This window comes from Streptomyces sp. NPDC047000 (genome assembly GCF_040644295.1).
In the GTDB taxonomy this organism is placed as follows: domain Bacteria; phylum Actinomycetota; class Actinomycetes; order Streptomycetales; family Streptomycetaceae; genus Streptomyces.
In genome coordinates, this window is sequence record NZ_JBEYWE010000017.1 from 81,792 (window position 1) to 101,080 (window position 19,289).

General features: G+C 72.4%; 18 protein-coding genes. 10 read left to right on the top strand and 8 right to left on the bottom strand.

The genetic code is table 11. From position 1 onward, the window contains the following. The 5 genes from mftE (at position 1) to ABZ862_RS24840 (ending at position 4,979) form a co-directional block, all read left to right on the top strand. Complete coding sequence (gene mftE / locus ABZ862_RS24820) at positions 1 to 837, top strand: mycofactocin biosynthesis peptidyl-dipeptidase MftE (protein WP_360961809.1); 837 nt, start codon at positions 1 to 3, stop codon at positions 835 to 837. An 88-nt stretch (positions 838 to 925) separates the two neighbouring features. After that, on the top strand, positions 926 to 2,374 hold the full coding sequence (mftF, locus tag ABZ862_RS24825; protein WP_360961812.1) for a mycofactocin biosynthesis glycosyltransferase MftF: 1,449 nt from the start codon (positions 926 to 928) through the stop codon (positions 2,372 to 2,374). A 53-nt stretch (positions 2,375 to 2,427) separates the two neighbouring features. Further along, positions 2,428 to 3,618: a hydroxylase gene (locus ABZ862_RS24830; protein ID WP_360961815.1), complete on the top strand. Its 1,191-nt coding sequence runs from the start codon at positions 2,428 to 2,430 to the stop codon at positions 3,616 to 3,618. 31 nt (positions 3,619 to 3,649) lie between these two features. Next, positions 3,650 to 4,180 carry a flavin reductase family protein gene (locus ABZ862_RS24835; protein WP_360961818.1) on the top strand — a complete coding sequence of 177 codons (531 nt, stop codon included), beginning with the start codon at positions 3,650 to 3,652 and terminating at the stop codon, positions 4,178 to 4,180. 61 nt (positions 4,181 to 4,241) lie between these two features. Continuing rightward, on the top strand, positions 4,242 to 4,979 hold the full coding sequence (locus ABZ862_RS24840) for a hypothetical protein (protein WP_360961821.1): 738 nt from the start codon (positions 4,242 to 4,244) through the stop codon (positions 4,977 to 4,979). 55 nt (positions 4,980 to 5,034) lie between these two features. Here ABZ862_RS24840 and ABZ862_RS24845 read toward each other — a convergent pair whose 3' ends face one another. From ABZ862_RS24845 to ABZ862_RS24860, 4 genes are all read right to left on the bottom strand, one after another. Further along, entirely contained in the window at positions 5,035 to 5,793 is a 759-nt protein-coding gene (locus ABZ862_RS24845; RefSeq protein ID WP_360961824.1) for an SDR family oxidoreductase, read from the bottom strand. Between the two features lie 25 nt (positions 5,794 to 5,818). Next, positions 5,819 to 6,583, bottom strand: a complete 765-nt coding sequence (locus tag ABZ862_RS24850; RefSeq protein WP_360961827.1) for an SDR family NAD(P)-dependent oxidoreductase — start codon at positions 6,581 to 6,583, stop codon at positions 5,819 to 5,821. Positions 6,584 to 6,606: 23 nt separating this feature from the next. Continuing rightward, the gene (locus tag ABZ862_RS24855) at positions 6,607 to 7,731 is read right to left on the bottom strand and encodes an acyl-CoA dehydrogenase family protein (protein ID WP_360961830.1); all 1,125 of its coding nucleotides are present in this window, start codon (positions 7,729 to 7,731) and stop codon (positions 6,607 to 6,609) included. A 171-nt stretch (positions 7,732 to 7,902) separates the two neighbouring features. Then, positions 7,903 to 9,414 (bottom strand): aldehyde dehydrogenase family protein, encoded by a 1,512-nt coding sequence (locus ABZ862_RS24860; RefSeq protein WP_360961833.1) that lies wholly within the window; start codon positions 9,412 to 9,414, stop codon positions 7,903 to 7,905. 211 nt (positions 9,415 to 9,625) lie between these two features. Between ABZ862_RS24860 and ABZ862_RS24865 the strand changes: the two genes are divergently transcribed. Continuing rightward, the gene (locus ABZ862_RS24865; RefSeq protein ID WP_360961836.1) at positions 9,626 to 10,903 is read left to right on the top strand and encodes an amidohydrolase family protein; all 1,278 of its coding nucleotides are present in this window, start codon (positions 9,626 to 9,628) and stop codon (positions 10,901 to 10,903) included. 4 nt (positions 10,904 to 10,907) lie between these two features. On the opposite strand, the gene ABZ862_RS24870 is transcribed toward ABZ862_RS24865, so the two are convergent. Together ABZ862_RS24870 and ABZ862_RS24875 are read right to left on the bottom strand one after the other, a co-directional pair. Next, entirely contained in the window at positions 10,908 to 11,918 is a 1,011-nt protein-coding gene (locus ABZ862_RS24870) for an LLM class flavin-dependent oxidoreductase (protein ID WP_360961839.1), read from the bottom strand. 92 nt (positions 11,919 to 12,010) lie between these two features. Continuing rightward, positions 12,011 to 12,784 (bottom strand): enoyl-CoA hydratase/isomerase family protein, encoded by a 774-nt coding sequence (locus ABZ862_RS24875; RefSeq protein ID WP_360961842.1) that lies wholly within the window; start codon positions 12,782 to 12,784, stop codon positions 12,011 to 12,013. A 102-nt stretch (positions 12,785 to 12,886) separates the two neighbouring features. Here ABZ862_RS24875 and ABZ862_RS24880 point away from each other — a divergent pair, with 102 nt between their 5' ends. From ABZ862_RS24880 to ABZ862_RS24890, 3 genes are read left to right on the top strand one after another with little or no spacing between them, the layout of a single operon-like run. Continuing rightward, entirely contained in the window at positions 12,887 to 13,204 is a 318-nt protein-coding gene (locus ABZ862_RS24880; RefSeq protein ID WP_360961845.1) for a hypothetical protein, read from the top strand. A gap of 15 nt (positions 13,205 to 13,219) precedes the next feature. Then, positions 13,220 to 14,746, top strand: coding sequence for a fatty acid--CoA ligase family protein (locus tag ABZ862_RS24885; RefSeq protein WP_360961847.1), 1,527 nt, complete (start codon positions 13,220 to 13,222; stop codon positions 14,744 to 14,746). Beyond that, positions 14,743 to 15,768, top strand: coding sequence for a phosphotransferase family protein (locus ABZ862_RS24890; protein WP_360961850.1), 1,026 nt, complete (start codon positions 14,743 to 14,745; stop codon positions 15,766 to 15,768). Before ABZ862_RS24885 ends, ABZ862_RS24890 begins: the two co-directional genes overlap by 4 nt. A 54-nt stretch (positions 15,769 to 15,822) precedes the next feature. On the opposite strand, the gene ABZ862_RS24895 is transcribed toward ABZ862_RS24890, so the two are convergent. Further along, positions 15,823 to 16,614 carry a glucose 1-dehydrogenase gene (locus tag ABZ862_RS24895; RefSeq protein WP_360961853.1) on the bottom strand — a complete coding sequence of 264 codons (792 nt, stop codon included), beginning with the start codon at positions 16,612 to 16,614 and terminating at the stop codon, positions 15,823 to 15,825. After that, positions 16,611 to 17,930 (bottom strand): acyl-CoA dehydrogenase family protein, encoded by a 1,320-nt coding sequence (locus tag ABZ862_RS24900; RefSeq protein ID WP_360961856.1) that lies wholly within the window; start codon positions 17,928 to 17,930, stop codon positions 16,611 to 16,613. Before ABZ862_RS24900 ends, ABZ862_RS24895 begins: the two co-directional genes overlap by 4 nt. Positions 17,931 to 18,045: 115 nt before the next feature. Here ABZ862_RS24900 and ABZ862_RS24905 point away from each other — a divergent pair, with 115 nt between their 5' ends. Then, positions 18,046 to 19,278: a CoA transferase gene (locus ABZ862_RS24905; RefSeq protein ID WP_360961859.1), complete on the top strand. Its 1,233-nt coding sequence runs from the start codon at positions 18,046 to 18,048 to the stop codon at positions 19,276 to 19,278. The last annotated feature ends 11 nt before the right edge of the window (positions 19,279 to 19,289 follow it).

The window sequence follows — 19,289 nt, forward strand, 5'->3', positions numbered from 1 at the left end:
ATGTCCGGGGACCCCGTGGCGAGGGACGCCGAACATCCCGTCCTCAGCGACGCCGTGGCGAGGAGCGCCGAGCCCCCCGTCCTCAGCGACGCCGTGTGGCCGGCCGTGCCCCCGGGCGCGCTCGTCCTGGTCCCGGTCGGGTCCACCGAGCAGCACGGCCCGCACCTGCCGCTCGACACCGACACCGTCGTCGCCCGTGCCGTCGCCCGGCTCACGGCCCACGCCCTCGCCGGCGGACCGCAGGGCCGGCCGCTGGTGGCGCCGGCCCTGGCCTACGGCGCGAGCGGCGAACACGCCGGTTTCCCCGGGACCGTCTCGATCGGGCATCAGGCGCTGCGCGCGGTCATCGTGGAACTGACCCGTTCGCTGTCCCTGTGGGCGGGCCGGATCGTCTTCGTCAACGGCCACGGCGGCAACACCGCCACCCTCGACGGCGCCGTCGCCCTGCTGCGCGCCGAGGGCCACGACGCCGTCTGGACCGCCTGCCAGGCGCCGGGCGGCGACGCGCACGCGGGCCGTACCGAGACCTCCCTGCTGCTGCATCTGCAACCAGGACGCGTCCGCCTCGACGCCGCCGTCGCCGGCGACACCCGCCCACTGTCCGTACTCCTGCCGGAGCTGACGGCCCGCGGTGTCCGCGCGGTGTCCGCCTCCGGCGTACTCGGCGACCCGGCCGGCGCCACGGCCGAGGAAGGACGCCGGACGACGGCCGCCATGGTCTCCGCCACGCTCCGCCGCATCACCGCCTGGACCCCGGACGACCGGGGCCGCCTCACCGACCCGAGGGCCTGCCCGTCCCCGCCGTCGCCCACCGGTCCGAGGGACGCGCGCCGATGAGACCCGCCGTCGGCCCCGCCGCCGCTCCGGCGCGTCCAGGGGCGGGTACGCCGTTGACGTCACCTGCTGTCCCGGAGGGAGTGCGCCGATGACGCTTCCCCCCGGGTTCGTCGTGGAGCTGGACCGGCACACGCGGGTCGTCGACGGTGGCCGGGCGCTGCTCGGCGGGTTCCCGACGCGACTGCTCAAGCTGGCTCCGCGAGCGCGGCGGCTGCTGACCGGACGGACACTCGCGGTGCGGGACGCGGCGGGGGCGCTCCTCGCGGACCGGTTGCTGGAGACGGGCATGGCCCATCCCGTCGCCCGCTCGCTCCCGTTGCCCGCGGACCCCCGGTACACGGTGGTCGTGCCGGTCCGTGACCGCCCGCGTCAACTGGACCGCCTGCTGCGGAGCATCGGCCGGGGCCGCCCGGTGATCGTGGTCGACGACGCGTCCCGGCAGCCGGCCGCCGTGGCGGCAGCGGCAGCCCGGTACGGCGCGCAACTGGTCGTCCTCACGTCCAACGCGGGGCCCGCCGGGGCGCGCAACGCCGGACTGCGCCTGGTCACCACCCCGTACGTGGTCTTCGCCGACTCCGACGTCGTGCTGGACCCCGACACGGTCCCCACCCTGCTCCGGCACTTCGCCGACCCCCGGGTCGCGATGGCCGTACCCCGCATCACCGGACTGACCGCCCCGGCCACGACCTGGATCGAACGGTACGAGAACGCGCGGTCCTCGCTCGACCTCGGCGCGCATCCGGCCCCGGTACGGCCCGGCACCCCCGTCTCCTGGGCCTCCTCCGCGTGCGTGGTGGCCCGCACCGACGCGTTGGGGGACGGCTTCGACGCGGACATGCGGGTCGGGGAGGACGTCGACCTGTGCTGGCGGCTGGTGGCCGCGGGCCGCCGGGTGCGGTACGAACCCGCTGTCCGGGCCGCCCACGAACACCGGGTGCGACTGGGGGACTGGCTGCGGCGCAAGGCCTTCTACGGCACCGGGGCGCAGCCTCTCGCCGAACGGCACCCCGAGTCCGTCGCCCCCGTCGTGCTCGCCCCCTGGAGCACCGCGCTGGCCGCGGCGCTGCTCGCCGGGCGGCGCTGGTCGGCACCGGCCGCCGCGGCCGTCCTCGGAGTCGTCACCGTGCGCATCGCCCGCAAGCTCGACGGCACCGGGCACCCCTACCGGCTGGCCGTGCGGCTCACCGGCAACGGAGCCCTCGCCGCTCTGTCGCAGACCGGCGCGCTGCTGACCCGCCACTGGTGGCCGCTGACGGCTGTCGGCTGTGTGTTCTCCGGCCGGGTGCGGCGCGCCGCCGCGGTCGCCGCGCTGGCCGACATCGCCCTGGAACACCGGCGGGATCGAGCCACCCTCGATCCACTGCGCTACGGTCTCGCCCGCCGCCTCGACGACCTCGCCTACGGGGCCGGCGTCTGGTCCGCCGCCCTCCGGGCCCGCTCCGGCGCCGCGCTGCGACCCCGGTTCACCCGCCGTGACGGCCCAGTCCCGGTCAGCGGAAAGCGCCCGGCCGCCGACCGCCGCGTGCCCCGACACTGAGACGTCCCGCCGTCGGCGCCACGCCGCGCGGGCGATGGACCAGTGACCAGGAGGTGGGCGGATTGACGCATGAAGTGGTCGGCCGTGTCGAGGAGTCGGGTCCGGAACTGGCCGCACTCGCCGACGAGAACGAGTCACTCGGCAGGTTGAGCGACCGCACCGTCGAACTGCTGCGTTCCGCCGGGGTCGTACGGCTGCTGCAGCCCAAGGAGCACGGCGGTTTCGGCGCGTGTCCGCGGGACTTCGCGGAAGCGGTGATGGCGGTCGCGCGGCACGACGGGGCCGCCGGCTGGGTGTGCGGTGTCGTCGGGGTCCACCCGTGGGAGCTGGCCCAGATGGACCCGCGGCTCGCCCACGAGGTGTGGGACGCCGACCCGGACACCTGGATCGCCTCTCCCTACATGCCCAACGGCATCGCCGAACCGGTCGAGGGCGGCTATGTCCTCAGCGGCCGCTGGCCGTTCTCCTCCGGCAGCGACCACTGCCGGTGGGACTTCCTCGGGGCGCTCGTCGGGGACGGCAAGGGCGGGCCCGCGGGGCCCATCACCGTCCTGCACGTGGTGCTGCCCCGCTCGGACTACGAGATCATCGACGGGACCTGGGACGTCGTCGGCCTCTCCGGTACCGGCAGCAAGGACGTCGTCGTCGACAGGGCGTTCGTCCCGGAGTACCGCACCGTACGGCAGGAGGCCGTCCAGGACGGGGCCGCCGCCGAGGCGATCGGGCTCACCGACACGCTCTACCGGCTGCCGTTCGCCTCGATGTTCCCGCTCGGGATCACCGCGGCCGTCATCGGCATCTGCGAGGGCGCGCTCGCCCTCCACCTCGGCCAGCAGAAGGACCGGGTCGCCGTGACCGGCGTCCAGGTCCGCGACGACCCGTACGTGCTCTACGCGGCCGGGGAGGCCGCCGCCGAGATAGCCGCGTCGCGGGTCCAGCTCATCGACGGCATCAGCCGGTTGTACGAGAAGGCCGGGTCCGGCCGGCAGATCACCATCGAGGACCGGGCGGACGTACGGCGCAACCAGGTGCGTTGTGCCTGGCGGGCGGTCTCCGCCCTGGACGAGATCTTCGCGCGGTCCGGCGGCAACGCCATCCGCCGCGGCAACCCGATCCAGCGGTACTGGCGGGACGCGCACGTCGGACTCCAGCACATGATCCACGTGCCCGGCACCGCGTACCACGCGAACGCCCTGGCCCGGATGGGGCTCGAACTGCCCGAGGCGATGCGGGTCCTGATATGAGGGACGGGGCGGCCGTGCCCGGGAGGTGGATGTGATCGAGGGCCGCCTGTTCCGTGACGTGCTGGGCAACTTCCCCACCAGTGTGGTCGCGATCACCACGGCGGACGCCGGGAAGCGGCCGCACGGGATGATCGTCGGCACCTTCACCTCCGTGTCCCTGGACCCGCCCCTGGTGTCCTTCCTGGCCGACCGCTCCTCCACCACGCTGCGGACGATCAGGGCCGCGGGCCGCTTCTGCGCCAACGCGCTCGCGGGCGACCAGGAGCGGCTCTCCCGGCGGATGGCGGCCGGCCCGGCCGGCGAGCGGTTCACGGACATGACCTGGCAGCCCTCACCGCTGGGCAGTCCCGTCCTGGACGGGGTCGTCGCCTGGGTGGACTGCGCGGTGGAACAGACCGTCGAGATCGGTGACCACCTGCTGGTCGTGGGCCGGGTCCACCACCTGTGCGTCGAGTCGTTGAAGACCCCGCTGCTGTTCTTCCGCGGCGGATACGGCGACTACCTCTCCAGCGCGGCGGTGCTGCTGGACAGGCTCGTCGGCTGGGACGAGATCGGTCGGTAGCCGCCGGTCGGCAGGCAGCAGCCGGCCGGCGGGCGTCGGCCGGCCCACAAGGGAGCCGCAGTTGAGAAGAGATCTGTACCTGAGACTGGAACGCGTGTCGGCGTGGTGCGGCGTGGTCCTGCTGGTGGGCTTCGTGGCCGCCTTCGGGGCGGGCCACCTGCTCACCCCGGTGGACCCGCAGATGAGCCCCGCGGACGTCGTCACCTTCCTGCACGACCACCGCACCGGGATCCTCTGGTGCACCGTGATCATGGTGCTGGCCGTACCCTTCGAGTACCCCTACGTCGTCGTGACGAGCCTTCAGTTGAAGCGCGTCGAGGGCGGCTGGGGTCTGCTGTCCATGATCCAGCTGACCACCGGGGTCGTCGCCCCGCTGGGCTTCTTCTTCCCCCTCGCCATCCTCTCCGCCGCCGCGTTCCGGCCGGAGATCCACTCGCCCGACGTACTGGCCGCACTGACCGACACGTTCAACCTCATGCTGGTGGGCAACGCGTGCATCTTCGTCCTCCAGGTCTGGTCGATCGGTTACGCGGCGTTCATCGACCACCGGGAGAAGCAAGTCTTCCCGAAATGGTACGGCTGGCTGAGCATCGTGCTGGGTGTGCTCCTCGTCCCGGGAGCCTTCGTCTTCGTCGTGCACAGCGGTCCGTTCGCCTGGAACGGGGTGCTGGCCAACACGATCCCCTCGCTGACGTACTTCGTCTGGAAGATCGCCACTCCCTATGTGCTGCTGAAGGCGATCAGGTCGGAGGAGCAGGAACTGGCCGGCCTGCCGGAGGCCCGGCCGACGACCGTCTGAGCCGACAGGCCTGTGGCCGTGACCCCACCGGGGTCATGGCCACAGGCCTGTCGGCTCAGACCGAGAGCGCGAACCCGCCCGTCACCCGCAGGGTTTCGCCGGTGATGAAGGAAGCCTTCGAAGAGACCAGGTACAACAGCGCCTCCACGACGTCCTGTTCCCGGCCCTCCTGCCGCAGGATCTGCTCCCCGAGGACGCGTTCGGCCTCGGCGGGGGAGAGCTGTTCCCGCACCGCGTCGGTGAAGATCAGGCCCGGCGCGATGGCGTTGACCCGGATGCCGTCGGCGGCCAGCTCCCGCGCGAAGGACACCGTCAGGCCGCGTACGGCGAGTTTGGAGACGCCGTAGATGCTGCGGTTCGCGTAGGCCGCCGACGACGAGATGTTGACGACACTCGCTCCGGGCCGGCCCTTCATGGCGTCGCGGGCGGCCATGGTGCAGATGACGGTGCCCATGATGTTGACGTCGACCACGCGCCGGACCCCGGCCAGGCCCAGTTCGGTGAACGGCCGGTTGTAGGTGGCGTGCAGACCGGCGTTGTTGACCAGGATGTCGAGCCCGCCGTGGCGAGCGGCGATCTCGTCCACCACGGCGCCGACGCCGTCCTCGTCGGCGACGTCACAGACGACCCCGGTCGCGCCCCGGCCCCGTGCGGTCAGCTCCCGGGCCGCCTCGGCCGCGGCGTCGCCGTCGATGTCGGCGAGCACGACATGCGCGCCGAGTGCCGACAGGGCCTCGCCGAACGCCCTGCCGAAGCCCCGGCCGCCGCCGGTGATCAGGGCGACCCTGCCCTCGTGCGGTGTGCTGTCCGGCATCAGAACCTCACCTCGGTCGCCGCGGTCACTTCGGCCCGAACCGCTGGCCCGCGTCCAGACGCAGGCACTGGCCGTTGAGCATCGGATTGTCCACGACCGCCAGGGCGAGCTTCGCGTACTCCTCGGGCCGGCCCAGGCGCCGGGGGAACGCGGCGTCCTTCACCAGGGCGGCACGCGTCTCGGCGGGGATCTTCTCGGTGGCACCGGTCTCGAACAGGCTCGGCGCGATCGCGACGACCCGGATGCCGAGGGAGCCGAGGTCCCGGGCCATGGTGAGGCTCATGCCCGCGATGGCGGCCTTGGCGGCGGAGTAGGCGACCTGCCCGATCTGCCCCTCGAAGGCGGCGATCGAGGAGGTGTTGACGATGAGACCGCGTTCGCCGTCCGGTTCCTCGGGCTCGTTGCGGCTCATGTGCGCGGCGGCCAGCCGGCTGACGTTGAACGTGGCGACGGCGTTCAGGTCGAGCACCCGGCGGAAGGTCTCCAGGTCGTGCGGACCGTCCTTGCCGAGGGTGCGCCGCACACTGCCGCCGCCCGCCGTGGTGACCGACACGTGCAGCCCGCCCAGCGCCTGTACGGCAGCGTCCAGCGCGCTCTCGGCCGCGGCGAAGTCGGTCACGTCGACGGGGTGGAAGCTGCCGCCGAGCGCGGCCGCCACCTCCCCGCCCGCCGAGGCCGGACGGTCGAGCACAGCGACGTCGGCGCCGCGGGCCGCGAGGAGTTCGGCGGTGGCCCGGCCCATGCCGGAGGCGCCGCCGAACACCACCGCCTTCTTTCCCTTGATGTCCATGGGGAACCTTTCGGATCGTCCGGTCACGCGGATGCGGGAGACGCCCGCAGGAAGGTGCAGAGCCGGTCGCGGTGGACGGCGGCATCGCCGTACAGCACGCTGTCGGCCCTGGCCCGGCGCAGGTGGAGGTGGAGCTCGTGCTCCCAGGTGAAGCCGATGCCGCCGTGCAGTTGCAGGGCCCGGCCCGCGACCTCGCCCGCCGCGGCGGCGACGTACGAGGCGGCCGCGCAGGCGGCCCGCCCGGCGTCCCCGGCGCCCGCGTCGGCGGCCATCGCCGCGTAGCCGGTGACGGCGCGGGCGCCGTGCACCCGCAGCGCCATGTCGGCGCAGGCGTGCTTGACGGCCTGGAAGGTGCCGATGGGGCGGCCGAACTGCACGCGGGACGTGGTGTGTTCGACGGTGAGCCGCAGCATGCGCTCCATCACCCCGAGCGCGTCGGCGCAGCGCAGCACCGACGCCTCGTCCAGCAGCCGCTGGATCTCGCCGGGGCCGGCCGCGAGGCGGCGCCCGGCCGGTACGCGCACGCTCTCGAAGCGGACCTCGTGGAACGAGCGGGTCAGGTCGAGGACCCTCTGCCGCCGGACCGTCACACCGGGCGTCGTGCGGTCGACGAGGAAGGACGCCGGGAGCCCGTCCTGACGTGCGGTGACGAGCAGCCGGCGGGCGCCGCCCGCGTCCTGCACCGCCGTCTTCACCCCGTCCAGGACGAACCCGCCCCCGTCGGCGCGGGCCGTGGCGTGCACGCCGTCCACGGACCACGGGGCGTGCGGCTCGGCGAACGCCCAGGTGGCCCAGTCCGCGCCCGAGGCGAGCGCGGGCAGTACCTCGGCACACAGCGCGGGCGACCCGGCGGCGGCGAGTGCCCGGCCGACGACCGCGGTGGACATGACCGGCCCCCGCGCGAGCGCCCGGCCCGACTCCTCGGCGAGGATGGTCAGTTCCACCAGCCCCTGGCCGGCGCCGCCGTACTCCTCGGGCAGGCCGAGACCGGGCCAGCCGAGGTCGGCCGTCAGCCGCCACACCTCGGGATCGACGTCCTCCGCGCGGTCCGCCCAGGCACGTACGTGCTCGATCGGGGCCCGCTCCGCCAGCAGGTCGCGCGAGGCCGCCCGGAGAAGATCCTGCTCTTCGCTGAGCTCGAAGTTCACCCGAGCAAGGTATCCTCTTTTAAGTTCTCGGTCGAGATCTCCAGGTGATATGGTTCCGATCCACCGATAGATCACTTGTTTAAGTGCTCTGAATTACATGCTTGACGCTGTTCTTCCCGCATGGTCCGGCACCATCCAGGGGTGGGTGCGGCCCGTATGCCGGCACGCGCCTCAGCGTGCCGTCCAGCTCACCGTCTTCGTCTGCAGGTACTCCTCCAGGCCGAACTCGCCCCACTCCCGGCCGAGTCCGCTCTGCTTGTAGCCGCCGAACGCGGCCCGGGGGATCACTCCGGCACTGCTCGCGTTGACGGCGACCGCGCCGGTCCGGATACGCGACGCCATCTCGTAGGCGGCCACGGTGTCGGCGCTCCACACGGCGCCGGCCAGGCCGTACGGGCTGTCGTTGGCGATCCGCACCGCCTCCTCGTCGTCGGCGAAGGGGATGACGCAACCGACCGGGCCGAAGAACTCGGTGCGGGCGACGGTCATGGAGCTGTCGACGTCGGCGAAGAGCGTGGGCTCGACGAAGTAGCCGCGGTCGAGACCGGCGGGCCGGCCGCCGCCGCAGACGAGACGGGCCCCCTCCTCCTCGCCGACGCGGATCAGCTTCTCGACCCTGGCCCGCTGGGCCTCGCTGATCAGCGGGCCCATGGTGGTGGCCGGGTCGGCCGGATCACCGACCCTCACCCGTGCGAGGGCCGCGGTCAGCCGGGCGACCAGTTCGTCGTGGACGGACTCGTGCACCAGCGTGCGGGTCAGCAGGGAACAGCCTTGCCCGGCGTGGGCGGTGATGCCCGTCAGCGCGGCGCCCACGGCGCCGTCGAGGTCGCCGTCGGCGCGGACGATGTTGGCCGACTTGCCGCCGAGTTCGAGGACGACCTTCTTCAGCGAGGCGGCGGCCTGGGCGTAGACCGTGCGGCCGACCGCGTCGGATCCGGTGAAGCTCACCAGGTCCACCATGGGGTGGGTGGTCAGCGCCCGGCCCGCCTCCGCGCCACCGGTCACGATGTTCAGCACGCCCGGCGGCAGCCCGGCCGCGTCCGCGAAGTCGCCGATCAGCAGGGACTCCAGGGGGGTGGTGGGAGCCGGCTTCAGCACGGCGGTGCAGCCTGCCGCGAGGGCCGGGATCACCTTCATCATGCTGAGGAAGAAAGGGAAGTTGTAGGCGGCGACCAGCGCGCACACCCCGAACGCCTCCCGGCGCAGCACCCCCTGCGTGATGCCCGTGCCCGGGGTGACCGTGGGGTCCATCGGGCGCTCCCAGGCGAACCCGGGGATCACCCGCTCGGCCATGTCCCGCAGATGTGCCACCGGGACCCGGGTCTGCAGGGTCTCGGCCAGGCCCCGGACCGAGCCCGCCTCCGCCATGTTGACGGCGACGAGTTCGGGCAGCCGGCGTTCCATCTCCTCCGCCATGCGCAGCAGGACACCGGCCCGCTCCACGGGCTTCAGCCGCGGCCACGGACCCTCGTCGAAGGCGCGCCGGGCCGCCCGCACGGCCTCGTCGACATCGGCCGGCGCGGAGTCGGGAACCTCGGCGATCGTCTCCTCCGTCGCGGGGTTGCGGACGGCCGTCGGTGTGTCCGCCCGGCCGTCGGTGCGCCGCCCGTCGATGTAGAGCTGCGCGGAGAACGCGTACGCCGTCGTCATCTCGGTCTCCCGGTCGCCTGCGGTGATACCCATGCCTGCTCAGTTGAGTGTACTGAATGTGGGCATCGCGGGAAGGGGGCTGCCAGGTCCCCCGTATCCGCCGGGCGTTGGGGTTCGCGACGGAATTCGCCCGCCCATTCCGTACGCGGAATCGTTGACTAGACCGGTCGGTACAGCTAACTTCGGCAGCACCAGCGGGTTGGATTTCTGCGACGGACAACGAGGTTCGAAAGAGGTACCGCCTGTGTTCAGGGAATTTGTCGTCTCCGGCGACTCGCACATCATCGAGCCGGTCGATCTCTTCAGGACCCGGCTGCCGAAGCAGCTGCGCGAGCGCGCCCTGTGGGAAGAGGAGTTCACCCTCGACGAGCCGATCGTCGACGGCGGGCACACCGAGTTCAAGAAGCTCCACACCATCGGGTTCGACGGCTGGACCATCTCCAAGTACCGCCAGACCGGCGGGGAGACCCCGGACGGCGACCCGGACCACATCATCCGGGACATGGACTTCGACGGCGTCGACGCCTCGGTGATGTTCCCGAACCTCTCCCTGTTCGTCCTCTTCACGGACGACCACGAGCTGTCCATGGCCCACGCCCGGGTGTGGAACGACTACCTGGTCGAGCGGTACCTGTCGTACAAGGACCGGCTGCGGCCGACGGCCGCGATCCCGCTCACGGACGTCCCCGAGGCGGTCGCGGAGATCGAGCGGGTCGCGCGGCTCGGGATAGGCGCGCTGCTGCTGCCGGAGATCCCGCCGCTGCCGTACTACTCGCGGGAGTACGACCCGGTCTGGGCGGCCGCGCAGGCGCACGGGCTGCCGGTCTTCATCCACGTCGCCACCGGCGGGGTCAAGGTCAGGGAGCAGGTCTCCGAGACGGCGATGACCGTCCGCGGTCTGATGACGGCCATGAACATGGGCAAGGGCAACCTGACCGACGACATGGTGGCCGGCCGGACCATGGGCAGCGCGGTGGGGTCGGCCGTGGCCGGTCCGCAGGGCATCATCGCCAGCCTCGTCGGCGGCGGGGTGTGCGAGCGCTTCCCCGACCTGCACTTCAACCTGATCGAGTACACGGCCGGCTGGCTGGTCTCCTTCATGGGCTACATGGACAAGGCGTGGAAGACCGGCACCGGCCAGGACCCCGACTGGTGGCTCGGCTTCTGGGACGACAGCCGCGGACCGAAGGAACAGCCCTCGATGGGCCGCCTGTTCGCCGTCAACGACAAGTGGCCCTACCCGCTCAAGCCCACCGAATACGTGCGGCGTCAGATCCACGTCCAGTTCGCCGACGACCCGACGGCCGTCAAGGCACGTCACATCACGGGCCTGTCGACGGTGATGTGGGGCAACGACTACCCGCACGCCGAGGGCACCTTCCGCAGCAGCGAGGAGTGCATCGCCGAGAACTTCGAGGGAGTGGGGGACGAGGACCGCGCCGCGATCCTCGGCGGCACCCTCGCGAAGGTCGTCGGCTTCGACACCAGCCGCAAACTGGCGCCGGTGCCCGAGGGCGCCTGACCGCTCAGACCGGGTACGGCAGCGCGCCGACCAGCGCCAGGCCGGCCCGGGCGTACGCGGCGCGCCGCCTGCGGCTCACCAGGAAGCTCGGCGGGGCGAAATAGCCGATGTCACGGGGGAGCGAGCCGGCGCGACGGGCCAGGGCGTCCTTCGCGTCGGCGGTCGTACCGCAGACGGCGATCCGGGTGAGCATCTCGTCGGTGACCGCCCCCGCCATGGCATCGGTGTCACCGGTCCGGAACGCCGCGCGCAGCAGGGCGACCGGCTCCTCCCAGCCGTGATGGGCGACGAAGGGGTCGTACGTCCGGACCGTGAGATAGAAGGCGATCATGCGCCGGGCGTCGGCGATCGCCCTCTCGGGCGCCTCGTCGTCGACCGCGGTGATGATCCAGCCGTGTTCGAACGGACGCGGACCCGCCGGATCACGCTCGGCCGCCCCCCGGGCCACCGCCGGCCGTACGACGTCGTTCCACCAGGAGCCGGTGAACAGCCCGTGCCCGATCACCCCGTCGGCCACCCGGCCGGCGGTGACCGCCATCCGCGCGTTGAACGCGGCGAGCAGGACGGGGATGTCCAGCCGGCCGAGCACGGGGGCCCGGACGTCGGCGTCGAGGTCGTGGAACTCGCCGCTGTAGCGGACCCTCTCGCCGTTCTCCGCGTGCAGCCAGGCCCGGACGGCGCCGACGGTGTCGGCGATCCGGGCCACCGGCCGTTCCGCCGGCACGCCCAGCCAGTCCCGGTTGATCCGGAACGCGGCGCTGCCCAGCCCGAGGAACAGCCGGCCCGGCGCCTGCGCGTGCAGCTGGCGCAGGGCGGTGGCGTGGGCGTAGGGGGTTCGGGCGAAGGCGTAGGCGATGGCCGGGCCCGCCAGCGCGCGTTCGGTGTGCGCCACGATGTCGGCCACCGTGAGGTAGGGGTCGTGGTCGGCGAACTCCCCGGCGCAGAAGGCCTCGGCACCGGCCTGCTCGGCCTCCCGTCCGACGTCCCGGCCGGGCCAGGGCATACCGAACCGCATGACGGCCTCCTGTTGATCACCTCGACATGGCAGCGCTTCACCGCAAAAAAAGTACACTTATTTGGTCTTGGGCGGGAAGTGTGCGGGACGCCTCAGCGCAGTGTCCACTTCCTCCGGGGCACCGCCGAACGGTCGACCCCGGCCTTCCCGATCGGGTTCCCGAGCTGCGTGTACGACAGTCCGGTGCGCAGGGCCTGGGTACGGGTCGAGTCGAGCGACTCCCAGACGGCGCGGACGGTGCCCTGGACGGCTGCCGGCGGTTTCGCCGCGATGATGCGGGCGATGCCGTCGGCGCGGTCCCACAGCTCCTCGCGCGGCAGCACCTCGCTGACCAGGCCGATCTGCAGCGCGCGGGCCGCCGACACGCGCTCGTCCAGGCCGAGCAGGGCGATCCGCAGCGCCTCGCCGAGCGGGATCCGCCGGGCCAGGCCGATGGGCTCCAGGGCCGCCGTCAGCCCGTAGCTGACATGCGGGTCGAAGAACGTGGCGTCCTCGGAGCAGATCAGGATGTCGGCCTCGTTGAGCCAGTAGAAGGCACCCCCTGCGGCCATCCCGTGCACCGCGCAGACCAGGGGTTTCCACACCTGGTTCAGCTTCGGCGAGAGGAACTCGCCGGGATCCTTCTGCGACCAGACGTTGGGGTGGCGGTCGATGCCCTCCTTCACGTCCATCCCCGTGCAGAACGCCCGATCACCCGCCCCGCGGAGCACGACGACGTGCACGTCGTCGTCGTGCCTGACGGTGTCCCAGAGGGCGGCGAACTCCGTCAGCATCCGCTGGTTGAAGCCGTTCATCGCCGCGGGCCGGTTGAGGGTGACGGTGGCGACGTGGTCGGTCACCTCGAACAGGACGGTCTCGAGTTCCATCGGGCAGCTCCGTTCTCGACGCGATCGAGGAAAGTAGTATACTTTTCTCTGGTCACTCGGCGCCGCCGGTGCGGCGCCGCGAGAGCCGCGGAGGACACTGCGATGAGGCCACGCGTGGGGCAGATGCTCGCCAGTACGGTCGACACGACGGTGGTGATCGTCGTGCGGTGCCCGGACGGGGAACTGGAGATCGGCTGCGGCGGAGCCGCCATGGTCGAGGGCACCGGGAACGCGCCGACAGCCGCCGCCACCGGTTCGCCCGGCCCCGGCCTGCCAGGGGGCTCGCTGCTCGGGAAGCGCTACGCCGACGACGACCGGGGCGTGGAACTCCTGTGCACCAAGGCGGGACCGGGCACCCTGACGGTCGACGGCGTCCCGCTGCCGGTGAAGTCCGCCAAGCCGCTGCCGGCCTCGGACTGACGGGCGGCCGGGCCCGTGAACATCTCGATGCTCCTGGACATGGCGGCCGAGGGTTTCGGCGACCGGGTCGTCGTCGGGCGCCGGGACGACGGCCTGACCGCCGTACAGCTGCGCGAACTGGCCGTCGGAGGAGCGGAGTCGATCCGTGACGCCGGGGCCGACGCGCTCGTGTACCTCGCGGTGAACGGTCCCGCGCTGCCCGTCGCCCTCTTCGCGGCGGCCCGTGCCGGAGTACCCCTGGTACCGGTCAACTACCGCCTGGGCGAGGCCCAGCTCGATGCCCTCCTCGCCAACCACCCCCATGCGCTGGGCATCGCCGACCCGGCCCACGGCACGGCGCTGCGCCGCGCGGGCCTGCCGGTGCGCAGTCCCGCGGAGTGGCTGGACCGTGCGGCGCAGCGGGCCGACGCCGACGCCGGTACCGGTGGCGTCGCCGGCCGCCTGGATTCCGACGGCCCGGCCGTCCTCATCTACACCAGCGGTACCACCGCCGCACCCAAGGGCGTGGTCCTGCGTCACCACAACCTGGTGTCGTACGTCCTGGGTACCGTGGAGTTCGCCGGTGCGGGTCCCGACGAGGCGGCGCTGGTGAGCGTCCCGCCTTACCACATCGCCGCCGTGTCGAACGTGCTGACGAACGTCTACGCCGGGCGCCGGGCCCTCACCCTGGAGCAGTTCACCCCGCACGGCTGGCTCGACCTCGTACGGCGGCAGGGCATCACCCACGCGATGGTGGTACCGACCATGCTCGCCCGCGTCATGGACACGGACGGGCTCGACCGGTCGGTGCCCTCGCTGCGCGCGCTCGCCTACGGCGGTGCCCGGATGCCGGTGCGGGTCGTGGAGACCGCGCTGCGGGCCTGGCCGCACGTGGACTTCGTGAACGCCTACGGGCTCACCGAGACCTCCTCCACCGTCACCGTCCTGGGCCCCGAGGAGCACCGAACGGCCGTGGCGAGCGAGGATCCCGCGGTACGGGCCAGGCTCGGCTCGGCGGGGCTGCCGGTGCCGGGCGTCGAACTGGAGGTCCGCGACCCGTCCGGCGCGGTGGCCGCTCCTGGCGAGAGCGGACAGATCTGGGTGCGCGGCGAGCAGGTCGCGGGGGAGTACGCGGGAGCGGGCTCCGCCGTCGACGAGCGGGGCTTCTTCCACACCCGCGACCGGGGCCGCCTCGACCCCGACGGCTATCTGCACATCGAGGGCCGGGCCGACGACACGATCATCCGCGGCGCGGAGAACATCGCGCCCGCCGAGATCGAGGACGTCCTGCTCGGCCACCCGGACGTGCTCGACGCGGTCGTCGTCGGCGTCCCCGACGAGGAGTGGGGCCAGCGCATCGAGGCGGTGATCGTGCTGCGGGACGGGGTGAGCGTCGACCCGGAGGCCCTGCGGGCTCAGGTGCGCGCGACGCTGCGCGGTTCGAAGACCCCGGAGCGCATCACCTGCTGGCCCGAACTGCCCCGCACCCCGACGGGCAAGCTGATCCGCCGCGACATCGTGGCGGCGCTCGCCGCCGGGACCCGGACGGGGGCCGGCACATGAGTGTCGCCGCCGACAGCACGGACCCGGCCGCGGAACTGACGCGCCGTACGTCCGCCGCCCTGCCCGGCTGGGCGCCCGGGGCCGCGGTGGAGTCCGTGGAACCGCTGGCCGGCGGCACGTCCAGCCTCACGTACGTGGCCACGCTGACGGGCGCCCCCGCCGGTTACGGGCGCGTCGTCCTCAAGGTGGCCCCGCCCGGCCTGGAACCGGTCCGCAACCGGGACGTCCTGCGCCAGGCGCGGCTCATGCGGGTCCTGGCCGGGGTGCCCGGGGTGCGGGTACCGGAGGTGCTGTTCCACGACAAGGGCGCCCCGCCCGCCCGGCAGCCGTTCGTGGCGATGGAACTGGTGCCCGGACAGTGCGTGGAGCCGGTGCTGGTGCCCCGCGGCACCGTGCCCGCCGGACAGGTGCGGGCCCGGGCGCTCGACGCCGCCCGGATGCTGGCCCGGCTGCACCACGCGGACCCCGGACGGACGCCGCTGGCGGCGGAGCCCGTCGTCACCCCCGGCGCCGAGATCGACCGCTGGGCGCGTGCCTTCACGACCGTCCCCGGGGACCTGCGCGCCGGTTGCGAGGCCGTCGAGGAGCGGCTGCGCGCGACCCTGCCCGCCGTGACGACGCCGGTGTTCACCCACGGCGACTACCGGCTGGGCAACACCCTGTGCGACGCCGGCTCGGTGAACGCGGTCATCGACTGGGAGATCTGGTCGGTCGGCGACCCCCGGGTCGACATCACCTGGCTGACCTTCTTCACGGACGAGGCACACCATCCGGCGTCCGTTTCGCAGGAGCCGACCGGGATGCCGGGGAAGGCCGAACTCGTCGACGCCTACCAGGAGGAACGCGGCGCACCGCTGCGTGACATGGCCTGGTTCGAGGCGCTGACGAAGTACAAGGAGGCGGCGGCGACGGCGCTGCTGATCAAGCGGGGGCGGAAGGCGGGGCGGCTGACCGACATGCACCGGCGGATGCGACCGGCGCTGCCCGTGCTGCTGGACGAGGCGATGGGGTTGCTCGGCTGAGCGTTCCGGCCGCGGGCGTGGGGCGGGTCGCGCGGTTCCCACCGGCCCGCCCTCTCAGTACAGGCCGCCGTCCACCCGGATCAGCGACCCCGTGGTGTAACTCGACGCGTCGCTCGCCAGGTACAGCGCCGTGCCGATGATCTCCTCGGGCTGTCCGGGCCGCCCCACCGCGCTGCGCGTGTGCCGCCGATTGTCCTCCGTCCAGGACCTGGAGACGTCGGTGAGGAACGGCCCCGCGGAGATGGTGTTGACCCGTACCGTCGGCCCGTACTCCAGGGCGAAGGCGGTCGTCAGCGCGTTGAGCGCGGCCTTGGCGCCGGCGTAGGGGGCGAACCTCGGCTGGGGGAACAGCGCGCCCGAGGACGACACGTTGATGATGGAGCCGCCGTCGCCCTCGGCCATCCGCTGCCCGATCAGCGAGGTGAGCCGGAACGGGCCCTTGAAGTTGACACCGATCACCTTGTCGAAGAGTTCCTCGCCGGTCTGCGCCGAGGAAGGGGCCAGCGGGGACATCCCCGCGTTGTTGACCAGCACGTCGACACGTCCGAACTCCTTGTACGCGAGGTCCGTGAGACGGCCGAGGTCGTCCCAGCGGCCGACGTGCGCGGCCACCGGCAGCGCCCGCCGGCCCAGCTCGCGGACCTCCGCCGCGACCGTCTCGCAGGCGTCGGACTTACGGCTCGCGATCACCACGTCCGCGCCCGCGGTGGCGAAGGCCCGCACCATCTCCCGGCCGAGCCCCCGGCTGCCTCCGGTGACGAGCGCGACCTTCCCGGACAGGTCGAACAGGTCGGCCGGGGCGATGGACCTGGCGTCCCGGCCGACCGGGTCGTGTCCGGCGGTCATGAGTCCACCCGGCCGGCGAGGCCGTCGTCCTCGATGATGTGGGCGTACCGCTTGCGGGCCGCCGCCAGCTTCGGAGGGATGTGCTCACTGGGGAACAACCCCTCGGCCGGCCGGTGGTTCCGCAGCAACTGCCTGGCGATCGTGGTGCGGTGCACCTCGGTCGGGCCGTCGGCCAGCGCGAGGTTCGGGACGGCCATCCACCACTTGGCGAGCGGGAGTTCGCCGGTGGTGCCGAGCGAACCGTGCAGATGCACCGCCCGCTGGACGATGTCGTGCAGCACCTTCGCCGTCTGCACCTTGCACATCGCGATCTGGGTGCGGGCGGCACCGTGCGGCTGGGTGTCGATGAGCCAGGCCGTGTGCAGCACCAGCAGCCGGAACTGCTGCAACTCCACCCAGGAGTCCGCGATGAACTGCTGCACCGCCTGCTTGTCGGCGAGCAGGGTGCCCTGGGTGCGGCGGGACAGCGCCCGTTCGCACATCATGTCGAAGGCACGGGTGCACTTGCCCACCGTCCGCATGGCGTGGTGGACCCGGCCGCCGCCGAGACGGGCCTGGGCGACCGCGAAGCCCTCGCCGGGGCCGCCGAGCATGGCGTCGAGCGGGACGCGGACGTGGTGGTAGCGGATGTAGGCGTGGATGCCCTCGTCCAGGTTCTCCCGCTCGTCCATGGTGCCGACGTTGCGCTCGATCTCGATGCCGGGCGTCCCCGAGGGCACGACGAACATCGACATGCGGGTGTGCGGGGGCGCGTCCGGGTCGGTGACGGCCATGACGATCAGGAAGGCCGCGTACCGGGCGTTGGAGGAGAACCACTTCTCCCCGTCGATCACCCACTCGTCGCCGTCCCGCCAGGCCCGGCAGGTGAACTCCTTGGGGTCGGCGCCCGCCTGTGGCTCGGTCATGGAGAAGGCCGAGACGATCTCGCCGTCCAGCAGCGGCCGCAGATAGGCCGCCTTCTGCTCCTCGGTGCCGAACATGGCGAGGATCTCGGCGTTCCCGGTGTCCGGGGCGGCGGTGCCGAACACCGTCGGCGCCCAGTAGGAGCGGCCGAGTATCTCGTTGAGCAGGGCGAGCCTCACCTGCCCGTAGCCGGGGCCGCCCAGTTCGGGACCCAGGTGGCAGGCCCACAGGCCCTGCTCCCGGACCTGCTCCCGCAACGGCCGCAGGATCGCCCGGGCCTTCTCGTTGCCGGTGTCGTAGGGGTCGCCGCCGTGCGGGAACAGCAGGTCGAGCGGTTCGACCTCCTCGCGCACGAAGGCGGCCGCCCAGTCCAGCCTGGCCTGGAAGTCAGGTTCGATCGTGAAATCCAGCATGACAAAAACAGTATACTTTTTGGCGACCCGGGTCCATACTCGGAGCCGCAAGGAGTCAATTGGGTATCCGTAATAGCAGGTACGCGCAAGGGTGAACTCGGGGAGGTCCGGTCGGATGCAGAGGCCGATGGAGGGCGTGCGGGTGCTCGAGGTCGCGCAGTTCACCTTCGTCCCGGCGGCGGGCGCCGTGCTGGCCGACTGGGGTGCCGACGTGATCAAGATCGAGCACGCCGAACGCGGCGACGCCCAGCGGGGGCTGGTGCGGGTGCTCGGGTACGAGGCGGTCAGCGAGGGGTCGTCGTTCTTCCCGATCATGGAAGGTCCCAACCGCGGGAAGCGCAGCGTCGGCCTGGCCCTGGAGAATCCCTCGGCGCGCCCCGCGCTGGAGGAACTGATCCGCTCCAGCGACGTGTTCCTCACGAACTTCCTGCCCGACGCGCGCGCCAGGCTCCGTATCGACCTCGACGACGTGCGGGCGGTCAACCCCGACATCATCTACGTCCGGGGCAGCGGCTTCGGCGCCCGCGGCGAAGAGGCGGGCAAGGGCGGCTACGACAGCACGGCCTTCTGGGCGCGCGGCGGCAGCGCCGCCGGGGTCACCCCGCCCGGCGCCGACCGCATGACCCGGATGCCGGCCGGTGCCTACGGCGACTCGATGGGCGGCATGACCATCGCCGGCGGTATCGCCGCCGCCCTCTACTCCCGGGCCACCACCGGGGAACCGTCCGTCGTGGACGTGTCCCTGATAGGGGTCGGCGCCTGGGCTACCCAGTTCACCGTCAACATGGCGCTGATGGCCGGCGGCCCGCTCCCGGCGCGGACCCAGCCCCGGTACGGCTCGGCCACCAACCCCCTGATCGGCGCCTACCGCACCGCCGACGGCCGCTGGATCGAGCTGTCGATGCTGCAACCGGGCCGCTACTGGGCCGAGTTCTGCAAGCTGGCGGGCTGCGAGGAACTGATCGGCGACGAACGGTTCGACAGCACCGAGAAGCTGATGGCGAACGCCGCCGAGGCCGCCGACATCGTCGCCGGTCTCCTCGCCTCGCGTCCCTGCGCGGAGTGGCTGGAGATCCTGGCCCGGGGCGAGGGGCAGTGGTCGGCGGTGCAGAACTCCTGGGAGGTGGGCCAGGACCCCGCGCTGCGGGCCAACGGACTCATCGCGCCCGTCGTGGACGCCGACGGTGTCGACCGTGAACTGGTCGCCAGCCCGGTCCAGTTCGACGAGACCCCGGCCGTCCTCACCCGGGCACCGCAGTTCGCGGAACACACCGACGAGATCCTGCGCTCGCTCGGCTTCGACGACGGCGAACTCATCGCCCTCAAGATCGACGGCGCTGCGACATGACGGGCGTCCGC

Bases quoted from the DNA above. Each gene is read 5' to 3' on its own strand.
- mftE (WP_360961809.1), top strand. From the start codon at position 1: ATGTCCGGGGACCCCGTGGCGAGGGACGCCGAACATCCCGTCCTCAGC.
- mftF (WP_360961812.1), top strand. From the start codon at position 926: ATGACGCTTCCCCCCGGGTTCGTCGTGGAGCTGGACCGGCACACGCGG.
- ABZ862_RS24845 (WP_360961824.1), bottom strand. From the start codon at position 5,793: ATGCCGGACAGCACACCGCACGAGGGCAGGGTCGCCCTGATCACCGGC.
- ABZ862_RS24850 (WP_360961827.1), bottom strand. From the start codon at position 6,583: ATGGACATCAAGGGAAAGAAGGCGGTGGTGTTCGGCGGCGCCTCCGGC.
- ABZ862_RS24860 (WP_360961833.1), bottom strand. From the start codon at position 9,414: ATGGGTATCACCGCAGGCGACCGGGAGACCGAGATGACGACGGCGTAC.
- ABZ862_RS24870 (WP_360961839.1), bottom strand. From the start codon at position 11,918: ATGCGGTTCGGTATGCCCTGGCCCGGCCGGGACGTCGGACGGGAGGCC.
- ABZ862_RS24875 (WP_360961842.1), bottom strand. From the start codon at position 12,784: ATGGAACTCGAGACCGTCCTGTTCGAGGTGACCGACCACGTCGCCACC.
- ABZ862_RS24880 (WP_360961845.1), top strand. From the start codon at position 12,887: ATGAGGCCACGCGTGGGGCAGATGCTCGCCAGTACGGTCGACACGACG.
- ABZ862_RS24890 (WP_360961850.1), top strand. From the start codon at position 14,743: ATGAGTGTCGCCGCCGACAGCACGGACCCGGCCGCGGAACTGACGCGC.
- ABZ862_RS24895 (WP_360961853.1), bottom strand. From the start codon at position 16,614: ATGACCGCCGGACACGACCCGGTCGGCCGGGACGCCAGGTCCATCGCC.
- ABZ862_RS24900 (WP_360961856.1), bottom strand. From the start codon at position 17,930: ATGCTGGATTTCACGATCGAACCTGACTTCCAGGCCAGGCTGGACTGG.
- ABZ862_RS24905 (WP_360961859.1), top strand. From the start codon at position 18,046: ATGCAGAGGCCGATGGAGGGCGTGCGGGTGCTCGAGGTCGCGCAGTTC.